General features: G+C 53.8%; 19 protein-coding genes. 14 read left to right on the top strand and 5 right to left on the bottom strand.

Translation table 11 applies throughout. The features are described 5' to 3' along the window. Window positions 1–237: 237 nt before the first annotated feature. Window positions 238–405, bottom strand: a complete 168-nt coding sequence (locus QMX88_RS07635) for a hypothetical protein (protein ID WP_282367869.1) — start codon at window positions 403–405, stop codon at window positions 238–240. 78 nt (window positions 406–483) lie between these two features. Next, complete coding sequence (locus QMX88_RS07630; RefSeq protein ID WP_282367867.1) at window positions 484–855, bottom strand: helix-turn-helix domain-containing protein; 372 nt, start codon at window positions 853–855, stop codon at window positions 484–486. A gap of 129 nt (window positions 856–984) precedes the next feature. Here QMX88_RS07630 and QMX88_RS07625 point away from each other — a divergent pair, with 129 nt between their 5' ends. The 10 genes from QMX88_RS07625 (at window position 985) to QMX88_RS07580 (ending at window position 7,859) form a co-directional block, all read left to right on the top strand. Next, the gene (locus QMX88_RS07625) at window positions 985–2,109 is read left to right on the top strand and encodes a phage/plasmid replication domain-containing protein (RefSeq protein ID WP_282367865.1); all 1,125 of its coding nucleotides are present in this window, start codon (window positions 985–987) and stop codon (window positions 2,107–2,109) included. Continuing rightward, window positions 2,106–2,336, top strand: a complete 231-nt coding sequence (locus QMX88_RS07620) for a hypothetical protein (protein ID WP_282367864.1) — start codon at window positions 2,106–2,108, stop codon at window positions 2,334–2,336. The genes QMX88_RS07625 and QMX88_RS07620 overlap by 4 nt, the downstream gene beginning before the upstream one ends. Before the next feature lie 349 nt (window positions 2,337–2,685). Beyond that, window positions 2,686–3,021 carry a hypothetical protein gene (locus QMX88_RS07615; RefSeq protein ID WP_282367862.1) on the top strand — a complete coding sequence of 112 codons (336 nt, stop codon included), beginning with the start codon at window positions 2,686–2,688 and terminating at the stop codon, window positions 3,019–3,021. Between the two features lie 3 nt (window positions 3,022–3,024). Further along, the gene (locus QMX88_RS07610) at window positions 3,025–3,279 is read left to right on the top strand and encodes a hypothetical protein (RefSeq protein ID WP_282367860.1); all 255 of its coding nucleotides are present in this window, start codon (window positions 3,025–3,027) and stop codon (window positions 3,277–3,279) included. 4 nt (window positions 3,280–3,283) lie between these two features. Beyond that, on the top strand, window positions 3,284–3,529 hold the full coding sequence (locus QMX88_RS07605) for a hypothetical protein (RefSeq protein ID WP_282367858.1): 246 nt from the start codon (window positions 3,284–3,286) through the stop codon (window positions 3,527–3,529). A 241-nt stretch (window positions 3,530–3,770) separates the two neighbouring features. After that, window positions 3,771–5,138, top strand: a complete 1,368-nt coding sequence (locus QMX88_RS07600; RefSeq protein WP_282367856.1) for a hypothetical protein — start codon at window positions 3,771–3,773, stop codon at window positions 5,136–5,138. A 9-nt stretch (window positions 5,139–5,147) separates the two neighbouring features. Further along, on the top strand, window positions 5,148–5,498 hold the full coding sequence (locus tag QMX88_RS07595) for a DUF2523 family protein (protein WP_282367855.1): 351 nt from the start codon (window positions 5,148–5,150) through the stop codon (window positions 5,496–5,498). Between the two features lie 4 nt (window positions 5,499–5,502). Further along, on the top strand, window positions 5,503–6,828 hold the full coding sequence (locus tag QMX88_RS07590; RefSeq protein ID WP_282367853.1) for a zonular occludens toxin domain-containing protein: 1,326 nt from the start codon (window positions 5,503–5,505) through the stop codon (window positions 6,826–6,828). Between the two features lie 5 nt (window positions 6,829–6,833). Beyond that, window positions 6,834–7,019 carry a hypothetical protein gene (locus tag QMX88_RS07585; RefSeq protein WP_282367851.1) on the top strand — a complete coding sequence of 62 codons (186 nt, stop codon included), beginning with the start codon at window positions 6,834–6,836 and terminating at the stop codon, window positions 7,017–7,019. Window positions 7,020–7,523: 504 nt separating this feature from the next. Next, window positions 7,524–7,859, top strand: coding sequence for a hypothetical protein (locus tag QMX88_RS07580; protein WP_282367849.1), 336 nt, complete (start codon window positions 7,524–7,526; stop codon window positions 7,857–7,859). A 147-nt stretch (window positions 7,860–8,006) separates the two neighbouring features. On the opposite strand, the gene QMX88_RS07575 is transcribed toward QMX88_RS07580, so the two are convergent. After that, entirely contained in the window at window positions 8,007–8,591 is a 585-nt protein-coding gene (locus tag QMX88_RS07575) for a CGNR zinc finger domain-containing protein (protein ID WP_282367848.1), read from the bottom strand. A gap of 73 nt (window positions 8,592–8,664) precedes the next feature. On the opposite strand from QMX88_RS07575, the gene QMX88_RS07570 reads away from it, so the two are divergent. Next, a complete protein-coding gene (locus QMX88_RS07570) occupies window positions 8,665–9,852 on the top strand; it encodes an MFS transporter (RefSeq protein ID WP_282367847.1) in 1,188 nt (395 codons plus the stop codon). A 59-nt stretch (window positions 9,853–9,911) separates the two neighbouring features. Here QMX88_RS07570 and QMX88_RS07565 read toward each other — a convergent pair whose 3' ends face one another. Continuing rightward, on the bottom strand, window positions 9,912–10,697 hold the full coding sequence (locus QMX88_RS07565) for an NAD(P)H-dependent oxidoreductase (protein WP_282367846.1): 786 nt from the start codon (window positions 10,695–10,697) through the stop codon (window positions 9,912–9,914). Window positions 10,698–10,782: 85 nt separating this feature from the next. Between QMX88_RS07565 and QMX88_RS07560 the strand changes: the two genes are divergently transcribed. Further along, window positions 10,783–11,703 (top strand): LysR family transcriptional regulator, encoded by a 921-nt coding sequence (locus QMX88_RS07560; RefSeq protein ID WP_282367845.1) that lies wholly within the window; start codon window positions 10,783–10,785, stop codon window positions 11,701–11,703. Between the two features lie 572 nt (window positions 11,704–12,275). After that, window positions 12,276–12,992 (top strand): SDR family oxidoreductase, encoded by a 717-nt coding sequence (locus QMX88_RS07555; RefSeq protein ID WP_282367844.1) that lies wholly within the window; start codon window positions 12,276–12,278, stop codon window positions 12,990–12,992. 281 nt (window positions 12,993–13,273) lie between these two features. Here the strand turns inward: QMX88_RS07555 and QMX88_RS07550 are convergent, their stop codons facing one another. After that, window positions 13,274–13,522, bottom strand: a complete 249-nt coding sequence (locus QMX88_RS07550) for a CsbD family protein (RefSeq protein WP_133775252.1) — start codon at window positions 13,520–13,522, stop codon at window positions 13,274–13,276. A 269-nt stretch (window positions 13,523–13,791) separates the two neighbouring features. Here QMX88_RS07550 and QMX88_RS07545 point away from each other — a divergent pair, with 269 nt between their 5' ends. Further along, complete coding sequence (locus QMX88_RS07545) at window positions 13,792–14,418, top strand: glutathione S-transferase family protein (protein WP_282367843.1); 627 nt, start codon at window positions 13,792–13,794, stop codon at window positions 14,416–14,418. Window positions 14,419–14,529: the final 111 nt, after the last annotated feature.

Raw genomic sequence — 14,529 nt, 5'->3', positions numbered from 1 at the left:
ACCAGCCCTGCAGCGCGCTTTTCCCACCAAACCCTCCCTCGATCCTTCTCAGGTCAAGGGCCGCGTCCCCGGCTTGTCGTGACACGCTCTACCGTCGCGTCAAACGGAGACCCGGAGCGCAGCGACCCCTTTACCAGCCCCAATCCCCTTTAACCTCCGCAAGGGTGCCTGGATGTGCTTCACCGTCCAGGCTCCCGCCGCTCAAGCAAAGGGCTTGCCCCCGGAGGGGCCCTTGATCTATTGGGTCGTGAGGATGTAGCAGGCTCCAGCTGTCTTTCGACCTTGAGCCTGTTTCAGTGCCAAGATCCGCACCATTGCCTGTTGGCACAGGGCTTCTGTGGGCTTCTCAGCGACGATCTGAGGCTTGCCCTCGATCATCATGACGAAAATCCATTTTGCGAACATTGCGCTTCCTGCGGTTTTGGAGCTGATTGGGTGGGGGTGCCTGTAACACCCCCACTTTGGTATGGAATCGCATACTTTTTATGCCACGTGCTGCCTCGATGCCTCTTCCTCGATGCTCGCCAAAAGACCCCCTACCATGCTCCTTGCGAGCGGTTTTAGGTCGTCCGGTAGATCGTTGAAGCGCCTGAACAAAGCCCTCATTTCTGGTGATACGTCCCTGTCTTGCTTCTCCAACAGTATTTCGTCGGTCGAGCATCCGAAAAGCCTTGCCATGATCACCACTTTGTCACCGGGTGGTGCGTTCTTGTCTTTCTCCCACCCTGCGACTGTGTTTTCTCCGCTCTCAATCGCTTCCGCCAGCGTTTTCTGGGACATTCCCACCGCTTCTCGTTTTTGCCTGATGTTTTCGCCGATGCTCATTGGTAGCTCTGCCGCATTGTGGTGATTCATTGACCCTAACTCCTGTATGCCTATACATGCCCGACATATGGTGGCATGTCCCACCAAATAACGCTTGTCACGGCTCCGCGAGATATCGTAGCATCCTCCACATTATTTGGGGGCTTGACAGGATTTCCAATGTTCTACGATTGGACCAAGGCATTTCAGGACTACGACTACGATCTCCCCCGGGTTGGGGAGGTCATCACGCGTCGTTTTGATGCCGGCACCGATGAGCTCTTGTCCACCAGCGTTCCCGCTTTTTTTGCTGAAGGCAGCTATTCGACCAGCTTCCGAATCCACGTTTGTGGTCGCCGCATCACAGTCGATGGCAATCCTTCCAGACTTAACCGTCTCGATAACGTTTTTGGTCTCAAATCTCTTGACGACTGCATGCGTGTAATTAACTCGCTGCTCGCTGAGTATGGTCTGCCACCTATGACCAAGTGCAAGACCATTAAACGTCTCGATGACGGAACTGCTGTTGCTGACGGAGCTGTATTTCAGCGCCTTGACCTCACATCCAATTTTTATGTAGGGCAGGGTAACGAACGAGCTTACCTTCGCGGCATATCTTCTCAGCGTTATCGCAACTCAATTGGTTATCTCTATCCAGACGGCAATACCACTGTTTGGACCCCCAAGGGTGGCGAAAAGGCCGGTCGCCTCGTTTACCCCGGTAATTACGCCAAAGCTGCTGAGCTTGATGCTCATTTGCTTCCCCGCGTTAAACGTACCTTCGGTGAAGACTCCGAAGAATTAGGTTATGTAACGGCACTTCGAGACTGGTGCCGTTCTGTTGGAATGGTCCGGTCAGAAATTAAGTGCCGGTCTGAATTCTTGAAGCGCGAACGCCTCCAGTTTTGGGGCTTGTTTGATGAATCTAAATTAGTGGAAATCCACAGGGGTTTTCTTATGCTCGGTGAAAAGTGCGAGATTAACAACTTCGACCTCCTCACAGTCGCTGATGAGCTTTTGGCGAAAAACATCGTTGACACCCGTAAAGCTGCAATGACCACAGCAGGTTATGCGCATCTTTGGCAGTCTGGACAGTCGTTCAATTTTGAGACTTCAGCCGTTAAGACCCATCGCGCCCGTCTTCGTCAGATTGGTATTGACATCAAGCTTCCTTATGACGGAACTCGTCACGGTGTTGTTTTTATCCGTAACGTTCGCGAGATCGAGCGCAAGTTTGAAAGCTCTGTTCCGGCTTTCTATCGTCATGCGGTAGTTCCCCGTCACCTTCAATTGGTGGCGGCATGAAAAAGGTTCTTCAGCCTGGTCGTGGATTGTCTGCTGTCCAGCGCCGTCAGCTCGAACTAATGGCGATTGTCCGTGCTAATACCGTTTCTCCACTTCGTGCTGAGGTGGACGAAACTTTGCGCCATATGGCCGAGCTTAAAGAGCAGGGTGTAAAGCATGAGCCGCTCAATAAGCTTATCGAAAGCAAGACTGGCACTATTTCAGTAGCTGAATGGATGGGTTTCTAATGTCTCTCTTCGACGTTCTTCTTTTCGTCCCCGTCTTTGCGATCACATTTGCTGGCTTGGTTTTCTTTCAATGAATAAATCCGACTATCAACTGCTGCGCTGGGCTGTGGAGATGCACATTGCTGAGTCCCTTGCTGAATCTAATCTTCTTCACAGCGCTGCTCATGATCTCACTAATCTCGTTATGTGCGAATTTGTACGAGCTATGGCAGCTGCACAAGTTAAGCAAGCTGCCACCAGAAGAACTTTTGTCACGTTTCGACGAGACAAACAATGTATTCCGCCCAGTTGGGCATTTCGTAAACCGGGCACAGACTCCCGACTCCCTCGACATTAAGGAGCATTAAACATGATTCTTCTCCAAGGTTTCGTTCAGGCCGTCATTACTAAGAACGAAGATGTTCAAGGCAAGAACCCGTATGCCGTAGTAGCTATTGACGACCTGTCTACCGACCGCGACGGTATCAGCCACACAACAACCCGCAAAATTATGGTCGCTGGTAACGACTATAAGAAAGGTCTTCACAACGCCTATCGGTCTCTTATCGGCAGCGAGGTTTATGCGCCGGTTCGTATCGAATGTGAACTGTTCAACGGCAAGCCACAAGAACGTTATACCCTGCAGGGTCCAGCCCTGAAGCTTACTTCCCCTGTTGCCACACCGCTTAAGGCAGCAGGAGCGTAATAAGTGTCCACTCAACCCGTTTTGGTGTGCAGCCAGTTTTCCCAAACTGCTGACGGAGTGACGAATTGCACCTCTCAAGCTTGGGTGGACACTTATGTTTTAACGCCTGATGAACAAGCTCAGTTGGAACTTGTAATTCACGGTGGTTTTGATTCGTCAACGTTCTTGCAGTTCTTTGGAGCCACTTTAACGTTGTTCGCAATCGGTTTCGCAGCAGGCATTATCATTTCTCAACTTCGCAAAGCAAAAAGAGGCTAGACCCATGAAACAAGCAATCCGCAAGTTCGCAGTTGTTCCTTCTTTCCGCAAAACCGTAGTAGTTTTCGGTGCCGCCGGTGCTGCCCTGGCATCGCAAGTGTCGTCTGCCGCTGATGACGTTGCCTCGGCTGCCACTGCTGCCATTTCCGCCGCTCAGTCCTCTGGGCTCAGCGTTGGAGGGGCTGTCGTTGCTACCGTTGCCGCGCTGGTCGTCGTTAGCATCGTTCTGGCAATGATCAAGAAAGTTTGATCTGTCGTGATCTGGTCCGCGCTGGCTGGGATTCTCATGGCCAGCGCACTGGTTACTGGTATCCGGTGCGCTGAATATCTCTAACTTCAGCCCCCGGAAACGGGGGTTTTTTTTGCGCCAAATATTCGTTTTACTCTTTCTCTTCATTCTCTCCGGCGCCGCTAGTGCAGAGGACTACTACTGGTCTTCCACTGACGGTACTGGTCACGCTAGTAGTGCTATCGCTGCTTGTAAGCCAACTATGACCAGCACTTATTGGGACGGTCCAGCTCCTGTAACTAGTCTCCAGTGGCAAAGCCCCGGTGAGGCTCGTTGTGTCTACTCCGCGCCATATGGTGCCCAATGGGGCAGCCCTGACAAATATACCGAGCTTGGCGGTGGTGTTGTTCGTCATGGTGACTCCTGTTCTGAAGGCTCCCTATATGATTCAACTACTGGTGCCTGTAAGTCCTCAAAGAAAGACGGTGAACTTTGCGAAGACCAGACCGGAGGTAGTTCTGCCGACCCTATGATTTGGAGTTCCAAGTCAGGTTCCTGTGTTAACTTCACCGACTCAGACGACAATGCTACATGTGGTTATTTGGGCAACCAATCAGGTCCCGGCTCAAGTTATAAAGTTTCTGGCACTTGGGACGGTGGTTTACCCTCTGCGCCTCCCACTTTCGCTTCAGGCGCCACCAGCTGTGAGGTCGGCACCATTTCTACTACCGACTGCGTTACTGATGTTAAAGGCGCAGTTACTTGTAATGTCATAGGCAAGTTCACCGGTAAGGTTAACAACAAATCCAACGTCGTAGATGCTAAGGACGCCGCTTGCCCTGGTGGATCTTGTGACCCAATCCTTCCAACCAGCACAACAAAAAGTGACCCCTGCGTTTACAGCGGTTCGGGCGACTCCGTTTCATGCACTTCTCACACCGAGAGCGCAAAAGAAGGGACTCAGAAATGTGGCACTGTTAACGGCTCCATGAGTTGTTTTACCGTTCCTCCATCCAGCAACGGCATTAAAATTGATTCCACCGTCAAGACAACTCCCGATCCCGACGGCGGCAAAACAGCCGTTAAAACAGACACCGCCACTAAGACCACCTGCACTGGCATTAACAAGTGCAGCACTACCGTCTCAACTACCACGACCACCACGAAAACTAATGGCGCCGGCCAGACAACCGGCACCAAAACCGACTGTAAGGGGACTTGCGGTTCATCGGGCACTGGTATAACTCCCGGCAAAACTTCTGGCAATGGAACTGGTGATGAAGCTTCAGGTGATTGCACAAGCGAGGATTGCGGCTCTGGCGGTGCAGGTGGACTGACTGACCCAGAGAACGGAAACTTTGATGGACAGTCATCTGACTGGGATAAAAAGATCGAGGACGGCAAGAAAGACCTTAAAGACCGCATTGACAAAATGAAGACTGCATTCGACCCACTTTCTCAAGCCAATTTAGGTGGAGGAGGAGGGCAGTTGTTTTGCCCGCCTGCTGTTGAATTCTATGGTCACTCAATCACTTTTTGTTTGGATCAGTTCGCTAGCTCATTGTCATGGATTGCAGCAGCTGTATACGCATCCTGCGCTCTAACCGCGTTATTCATTATTTTCCTTTGAGGACTCTTTATGGACGCAATCATTTCGTGGATGGGCCAAGTCACCCATTTCTTTCAGGCTCAATGGGACTTCATGGATTCGGGCATATACGATTTCATCAAGTCACTGCTCGTCGTTCTTACTAAAGCTGCAATATGGACCGCCATACAGGTGAAACTTGTTGCGCTCGATGTGGCCTACGAGGTTGTTCAGGAAATCCTCACTGATAGCGGTGCTGCTGCACTTGTTAAATCAGCTTGGGCATCCATCCCCGGCAACATTCAGGCAACTTTAGAGTTCTTCAAAATCCCCCAAGGATTGACGTTAATACTCTCCGCAATTCCCACTCGCTGGGCCATGAAATTTGTGCCGGTAGGTTAATCATATGGCTATCAAAATCCACCACGGTCCTAACGGTTCATACAAGACTTCTGGCGCTGTATGGGACGATGCTGTACCTGCTGCAAAAGAAGGCCGCTTAATCATTACCAACGTTCGAGGGATGTCTCGTGAACGCTTCTGTAACGTATTTGATGATCTTCCTGACTCTTTTGACGTGCTCTATATTAGCCATGAATCCGAAGACGGACTCGAACGTATTAGAACTTGGTTTCAATGGGCTCCGCGAAACGCCTTTCTGATCTTCGACGAAGCTCAAGTAATCTTTCCAAGCAACTGGACTGATAAATATCTGGAGCGCTTCAATTATCCGGGTGGCCTTGATGCCGCTAAGGCCGCAGATTTACCTACCAACTGGCTATCAGCCTGGACGATGCACCGACACTTTAACTGGGACATCATCCTTACGATGCCCAATATCAAGTATCTCCACTCTGATATCCGAGGAACCTCTGAGGCTGCTTACCAGCACTCGAATTTGGCGTTACTTGGCAAGACGATGAAGAAACTCGTCGCTAAAGACTATAAAGAGGCAATGCACAGTGCTCAGGACAATAAAGCCCCGACTGATGGTTCTAACATCGTCACTCTTCGCAAGATTGACACGCGAGTCTTTAAGCTCTACGACTCCACAGCAACCGGAGTTCACCGGGACACTATGGCGGGCAAAAACGCGTTCGCGTCTCCGCGCATACTTTTCCTCGGCTTGGTGGCCGCTGCTGTTATTGGGTATGTTTTCTACTCTTCTGGCGGCAACCCGTTTCACAGTCCGTTTGCTCCTCAGGATCTTCCTGCCGGTGCTTCGGCCAATAAGGTGGTTCCTGTTCAAAGTCCTGTCCCGGTTCGTGTTCCTGATCCTGTTCGCTTACCTGATCAGCAAAATCTGCCACCTCCTAGCATGAGTAACGATCCTTTTCATGACTTCGATATCGTCATCAAGGGCAGCTTGGGCAACGAAGAGCGCGGCACCATGTATGCTTTTCAGCTGACAAAAACTGACCGCTCATTCATGCACACAACAGGACAGATGATTTCCTCTGGTTACGGCGTAATTTCCCGAGGCCCTTGCGTTGCAGAGCTGACGTTTCCCGGTGGATCACGAACCGTCGTCTGTTCCGGCTCTATGATGGCCAACGGAGGCGGAGAGCGGCTCGGTTCAGAGCGAGCCGCCGCCGTTGGACAGCCACGTTTTGTCGCCACTCAAGCGCCCGTGCCAGCCGATTCAGCCAGCCAGGCACCACGCAAGGGCGTTAATTACACTGTCGTCAACGACACTAGCCGAGGTCAGCGCACGCTGTTAACCGCACAATGATCACGATGAAAACTGATTACCCAGCCAACGGCATGAGCGATCAAAGCCGATTCAATCCAACGATTGAGCTGCTCGATCTGCACAACAGTCACATCGTCGATTGGAAATGGCATCTTCAGGAAAGCCGGCCGGCTTACTGGTGGCGTTTTCGCTGCTGGGCTTTCACCAGCCTTAGCAGCCCCACCAAGTAGAATCAGAGGGTTCGCATAATGTATATTATGTTAAATTATGAAACACTTTACGTTGTACATCATTCCAGCCGCTTCTTGACAGCTGGCCTCCAACAGCCCCTGTGATGCCGAATCTTACGTTCTCCAGGTCTTGGCGATCTGAGCGCACGCATCCTCCACCTTGTCATGCCAACTCGTTCTTTCTCAAAATGTCGGTTAGGCCATAACGTCTTTCTCAAGTACCGGGCTCAAGATGCTGGCGAGTTTTCTCGCGGGTGATGGCAACCCTGACGAGCAAACCGGTGACATGCCAGTGAGCATCCGCGCCCTGCTGACGCTAATCCTTCCGCTACCGTTACTTTTGCTTTGTTAGAAACTGCAAATATTCAAGCGCTTGGAACGGCCGCAGTCATCAGTCAGTGAGGGCGTCGAATCAGCGTTAAAGGTGTGCGTAAGTGTTATCCGTTCGGGTAAAGTGGCGCCGCTCGATAATTGGATTCGGGCTTTATTCAATGGAGTTTGTAAGTGAAGTCCTTCAGCAAAATCATCGTTTCTGCAGCATGTGGTCTGGTTCTCGCGGGTTGCACCGGCACCGCCATGAAGACCCAGCAATACGACAGCAGCCAGTACACCGTCGTTGGCCATAGTGAGGCAAGCGCCACTGGCCTGATGCTTTTCGGTCTGATCCCGATTCGTCAGAACGACCGTTTTGTCCGCGCGCAGAGTTACGCCATCCAAGCCAAAGGTGGCGATGCGCTGATCAACACTCAAGTGCAGGAAAAGTGGTTCTGGGCATGGGTTCTGAACGGCTACACCACCACCGTATCCGGTGACGTGATCAAACTGAAAGCCGCTCGATAAGTAGCGCTCGGTTTAAGAGAGCCCGGTTCGCCGGGCTTTTCTGTTTTTAGCGGTTGGAATGTGTGGTGCCGCAGAAGTGTGCGGCGAAAAAAACGGTTTGAATGTTTGTGGTCCTCAATAAGCATTCGGCGGACCTCTGCGCGCCACTTAGTGTGCGCCCGGATCCGACTTCGCTCTGGCGGCTGCTCTGGCCCTGAAGGCGCTAACTTTGGCAATCGTCCCGCAAGCCCTGCCATCCACCCCGCCTTTGGTCATGCCACACCAACGCTTGCTGCCGTTGCGGGTGTTGTCGTAGAAAGCCCAACGGCAATCGCCACACGTTTTAAGTCGCGACCATGTACCTGACGAAATGGCATTGGCTACCGCCGCAAGAATATAGGCAATGTAACTGCCGTCTGCAGGCATCACACAGAGTTGGGACGCCCCCTCCTCCACAGATTTAACGCGAACTGACAGAGAGACGCGCGAGAACCAGGCGTTCAGCAGACCATTCGCCTTATCCAGTCCCTCGCATGACTTACGTAAGTCCGAGCGCAACTCCCGTAGCTGCTCCAAGGAATCCTTATCGGCCGGAGGATGAAGCGAAAGTGCCTCGCGCCAGCTTTCAGCGTCCCTTGCAAGCAGCGGCAGGTCATCCGTTGCCGTGCGTGTCTGGTTTGGAATCGACCACGTGTTAATGAAGCGTCGAACGTATTCGAGATCCCCCGGTGCTGCTTGATGCTGAGGTTGCATCGCCCTCTCCTATTGCAAACGCCATTTATCTAAGTAACCATCAAAATAACATTGACGGTTACGGAGCCTCAACATGATCAAGGAAGTGCAGCCCGAACGACCGTTCTGGCCCCACGATATCCGCAGATTGCTGTGGATGCAGGGTCTGATGAATGCCTCCCATTTTATGACTATCCCACTGCTGGCCCTGTATATGTCGGCGAACCTTCATTTTGGTGCTGCCGCACTCGCGTCGGTGATGTCCGCCAATTTGCTTTCCGCGCAGGTGTTGCCGCTCGCCGCAGGCGCGATTACTGATCGGTTCGGCTCACACAGGGTCATCACCTTGGGCCTCCTGCTGCGAGGCTTGGGCTTTCTGGGTTTCAGCTATTTCGAGGGGGTGAGCGCCTGGGTAGTCTTCGCGGTGATCGCCGGTACCGGTGTCGCATGCTACGAGGGTGGCGTGTATGGCCTCTTCGGCCGGCAACCCAAAGAATCCCACTCAGCCCTCTTCGCGTCCAACAACCAAATGCTGAACGTCGGAGCAGTGGTGGGTCCTACAGCCGGCGGTCTTGCGGGCCTGGCTGATATCCGTATGGCTTTCGGAGTCAGCGCCATTTTGTTCATTACCCTCAGCGTCGTCGCCCACCGGTCGAAATTCGGATCATCAGTGAGCTTCCGAAGGCAGTCCATGATTGAAAGCCTGAAGGCGGCCGCCACACATGCCGGGCTATGGCGGTTGATCGTGGTTTCATTACCGTGGTTTTTCCTGTTCCCACAGCTCTACGTTGCGTTTCCAATGTACGCAGGACAACTGGCCGGGCCTCATGCCGCTTCCGCCATTTATGTCATCAATGGCGTGGCCGGCCTCGCCTTTATCATTCTGGCGAAAGGGTGGATGACGAAAGTAAATCCTGCATCACTGACCACTTGGGCGTATCTGGGGGCGGGAGCTAGCTTCGCCAGTCTCGCTATGCTGCGCGGCATCGAATGGTTTCTGCTGTTTATCGTCGCCTATTCAGTCGTCGAGACCATCCTGTTGCCCACGCTCGAAAGCATGACCGCATCATTGGCAACGGAAGGGAGTCAGGGAACATTCTTCGGAGTGATGAGCGCAGTGGGGGCGCTCAGCGGCGCCGCCGGTTATTACGTGGGTAGCTGGCTCATACTAAACCGCACCCCTGTCGAGACCTGGTTAGCATTAGGGAGCGTAGGGCTTTTGGGATTTGTCAGCTCAGTGCTGTTACTTCGTGGGCCGGAATCCAAGGCGCTTGTCAGCTAATCTGCGCCTTGGCGAGCGGGTCGTTCGCGTGCACCGCGCGTCTACAGGTCCGACTACCTTTATTCCTCACCCAAGAGGTGGATTCCCAAATCATGCCGATCAGGCGCAAGGTGTGGCTTGAGCGTCAGTGCCGGAATTTCATAGTCGCCAGCGTTTTGCCTGCGAAACCGCAAAGGCTGGTCAAGGAACAGATTATCCAGCCGAGTGGCATAGGCTGCGCATATCTGTTCGAACCGATCGGCGTCTGTTTTGCTGGTTTTATAGATCGGGAACGGCGGCATCACAGTGAATCCCGGGTAGAAAAGCACACCGTGCTGGATAGGGAACAGCACGTCATTCAAGGCACCATTGACGCCCCGGCCACTGTAGTGGGATTCCCAACCTCCCATCGTGACCACCAGCATCGCACGCTTGCCCGCCATGCTTCCCTCGCCGTAGCGATCCCCCCAGTGACTTTCGCTGTGTTCGCCGACGCCGTAGGCAAAACCATGGGCGTACACGCGATCAACCCAGCCCTTCAGAATCGCGGGCATGGAAAACCACCACAAGGGAAACTGGAAGATCACGGCATCGGCCCACAGCAACTTGGCCTGCTCGGTCTCGATGTCCGCCGGCTGGGTACCGGCGACAAATACGCGATGGGACTCTGTCGCCGGGTTGAAGGGCTTATCGCTGGCGTAGCCGGGTGCGTCGTCCGGGTCCAGGGCGGCCTTCCAGCGCATCTGGTAGAGATCCGAGACTTGGACGTCATGCCCTGCGGCTGTCAGATGGGCAACCGCAAAATCTCTCAATGCGCCATTGAGAGAGCGAGGTTCGGGGTGGGCATAGATTAGAAGTAGCTTCATTGCGGGCTCCGAGTGGGTTGATGGCCTCACCGTAGCGTCGGGGCTACTATGTTAGAAATGAATTCCCGAAACACATGGTATTTACATGAGCAATAGCTTGCATCGGCTGGATCTCAATCTGTTGGTCACACTGGACGCGCTGTTGGCCGAGCAAAACGTCACCCGAGCGGCGCGATTGCTGAACCTTGCTCAGCCAACTGTCAGCTTGCAGCTAGGCCGTCTCAGAGAGATGCTGAACGATCCGTTGTTGCTGCCTGGCCCTCGAGGGATGTTGCCCACAGAGCGGGGTCGCGAATTGCGTGGACCGCTGCGTGAAGCACTCGCGGCTTTAGAAGGCGCGCTCAGCCCCACTGTGGCATTTGAGCCCTTACTGTCGACTCAAACCTGGAAGGTGGCCGCCAGTGATTACGCCACTGCCGCTCTGGTATGGCCGTCACTCGGGCCGATGCGGCGCCTTGCGCCAAACACTCGATTGGCGCTGCTCAGCAAATACCCGACCGACCTGGCTCATGATCTGGAGAACGGTCGGCTCGACCTGGCTTTGCACATCCGCGATGAAGCGCCGCCGAAGTTACGCCAGCGCTCATTGGTTCACGAGCGCTACGTGCTGGCCGGGCGGTGTGATCACCCGGCGTTGGCGTCCAGGCTAAGCCTCAAAGCGTTCTGCAAGCTTGAGCATGCGGTCATGTCTCCAAACGGAGCGGGGTTCGTAGGCAGCACTGACCAGGCACTTGCTGCCAAAGGTCTGGAGCGGCGCGTCGTCTTGTCGGTGCCCAACTTCAACTCGCTGCTATCCGCATTGGCGCACAGTGATCTTGTTGCAGTTGTGCCTGAAAGGCTGGTAGGTGATGAGCCTGCCCTCCTTGTCCAAGAGCCGCCGCTCAGCATTCCGGGGTTTGAAATGCTCATGCTATGGCCGGAGCGACTGCACCGAGACCCCGCCCATATGTGGCTACGCGAACTCATCGCTTCGAATGTGATTGGGACGCCCAACCCCCAGGTCTGAGTAGTCGATGCGACGACTCAATCCTGCCGGTCGATCAGTCGCAGTCGATCCGACGCTGAACACATGTCAGCGCTGCGACATCGCAACTAACCGGGGAAACGCGGTCGCCTTTCATCACTCTTTGCAGTGGCCGCGCTTTTTCTGATGCTTGGTGCAGTATTTTTTGTCATCCCCATGCAGCCATTTGTCTTGCTGCGCTTTTTCCCAAGGCGACAGACAGGAATTGAAACCGCGTCCCCACCCTTGCCAGTAGCGCCCCTGGAGATGAGCCCGGGCGTCAGCATCCCGCGCCTCATAGCCCGAACCCTGCTCACGAGCTTCGCATCCACGATGAAAACCCTCCCCGTAAGCTCCGGTTAGAGGAACTGTTCGAAACCAGGCGCACCCGGTCAGACACAACATCACAGACATGACAATCCAGGTACTGAGGAACCGTTTGGCCACAAAGCCCTTCCCGGGGAGCGAGAGACGTAGAAGTTGAGATCTACGAATGAGATCACAATGGCATCACTTTGTTCGCCGAGAGGTCTGTGCTATCAGGATATTTAGTGCCGAATGAAAAGAAGGTAAGCATGAACAACACCCGAACTGCATTGGTGACAGGTGCTACCAAAGGGATAGGTTTAGCGCTCAGCTCCCAATTGACCGAGTCAGGATGGGATGTGGTTGGCATCGCCAGGCAACCAATCGATGACTTTCCCGGCACGCTAGTGCTGTGTGATTTAGCTAACGCCCAGAAAACGGGTGAGATGCTTCGGAAACTGCTAGAGCGGACTTCCATTGACGCCGTCGTCAACAATGCAGGTATCGCGACGCCGCAGAGCCTTGAAAAGCTTGACCTTGAGACACTCCACAGCGTCCTTGACCTGAATGTGAGGGCGTCGGTACAGGTCACTCAAGCTTGCCTGCCATCCCTCAAGCAGTCCTCGGCAGGACGCATAGTGAATGTTTGCAGCCGAGCCATTTATGGAGCACGAGATCGAACAGCATACTCTGCCGCCAAAAGCGCTTTGGTGGGCATTACCCGTACTTGGGCGCTTGAATTGGCGCCGATCGGAATCACTGTTAATGCAGTCGCGCCTGGCCCTATAGAAACAGAGCTTTTCCGAGCCACCAGACCAGTGGGGAGTGATGCTGAGCGTCAAATACTATCCACGATTCCGATGCAAAGGCTGGGAACGCCATCAGAAGTTGCCTCTCTGATCACCTTCCTGCTTGGTGAAAATGCATCCTTTGTGACGGGCCAGGTGATCAGCGTCGATGGTGGCGGAAGTCTGGGAGGCAGATAGCGACTTAAGAAGTATAGATAGTCAGCCACCCTCTCATCGCCTTTAGCTCCAAGCGCACCTCCTCCAGCCATGCAAACCAGCGAAGATGTTATGTGAAGATGAATTAAATGAGTTCCTTATCTCTTCCGGGGGACTCGCATCGTAAGCAAATAAACGAGGAGCCTCGGGAGATTCCTGTCCACGCCTTCCTCCCCCCGAAGCTGCTAGCGGGCAGTCATCGGGGGGCAGGCATACCTAAACTTAACGGGAACACACCTGTAGGAGCGTCCCTCACTCTTAACTCAGCGGCGAAAGAGACGGTCCAGAATCAGCAAAGCAATTCCACCAATGGCAACTGCAGCGACTGGTTTCTCTTTAACAAACGCAGAGATGCTGTCCATCGCATCGCCATAGGCTTGGGTCAACTGACCAGAAGCCTGGCGACCGGTACCTTCCGCCTCCAGCTTCGAATCACCAAACAGTTTCCCTACTGCGCTCTGTGCTTTGCCGGCAACCTGCTCTACAACGCCTTCTACCTGTTCGCTCTTCATGATTCACCAAACCTTCGTGTGTGAGTGACCCAGGATCAGCCTGGGATTGGCGCAACGTGCGCAGAATTAGGGGACGGGCGCAGTGATTAGTTCAGCGAGGATGAGCCTCTGGATTCCTCCGCATGACACCCACCACCCCTACCCGTCGCCATCCTGACCGAGACACGGCCTTCGAGAAGGCTACTGACTACTGATTTCGCAACCTTTTAGAACCACAGTGCGACACAACAGTCTGTCCCTACACACCTTTCCATCTCATAGGGATCTTCATGATCATCGTTCACCATCTCAATAATTCCCGCTCGCAGCGCATCCTTTGGCTACTCGAGGAGCTCGCCCTGCCCTATGAAATCAAGCACTACCAAAGAGACGCCAAGACCAACCTGGCGCCCCCTGAACTGAAAGCCATAAACCCGCTGGGCAAATCACCGGTTATTCAGGATGGTCCTCATGTGCTGATCGAATCCGGGGCTATCGTCGATTATCTGATCCGCCGCCACGGCGACGGCCGCTTGCAACCTGACCCGGCCACCGCAACCTATGACGAATATGTGCAATGGCTACATTTCGCAGAAGGGTCGGCCATGCTGCCGTTGATGTTGAGTCTTTATGTCGGGCGCCTTGGGGAAGCTGGCAAGCCGCTGCAGCCGCGAATCGAATCTGAACTGGCCAACTATCTAGGTTACCTGGAGACCGCCTTGAAACTTACTCCCTACTTGTTGGGTGAAGAAATCAGCGGCGCGGATATCCAGATGAGCTTTATTGGCGAGTTTGCAAAGTCCCAAGGCATGCTGCACGACTACCCAGGCATCTCCGCGTGGATCGACCGGTTCCAGGCGCGGCCGGCCTATGTCAGTGCGGTAAAAAAAGGCGGTGATTACAAGTTCGCAAGCTGAGTACTAAGCGCGCAGGCTTGGTAGGCCCTGCCCTGAAAACTTCTCCAGACGCTTCATAGCTCATGTCAGAGCGCAATCGCAGCCATAAAAAAGCCGTCTTACGACGGCTGT

This window comes from Pseudomonas sp. PS02290 (genome assembly GCF_029960075.1).
Lineage (GTDB): Bacteria > Pseudomonadota > Gammaproteobacteria > Pseudomonadales > Pseudomonadaceae > Aquipseudomonas.
The sequence above is the reverse complement of the archived record's forward strand: the minus strand, read 5'-3'. Positions and strand labels throughout refer to the sequence as shown.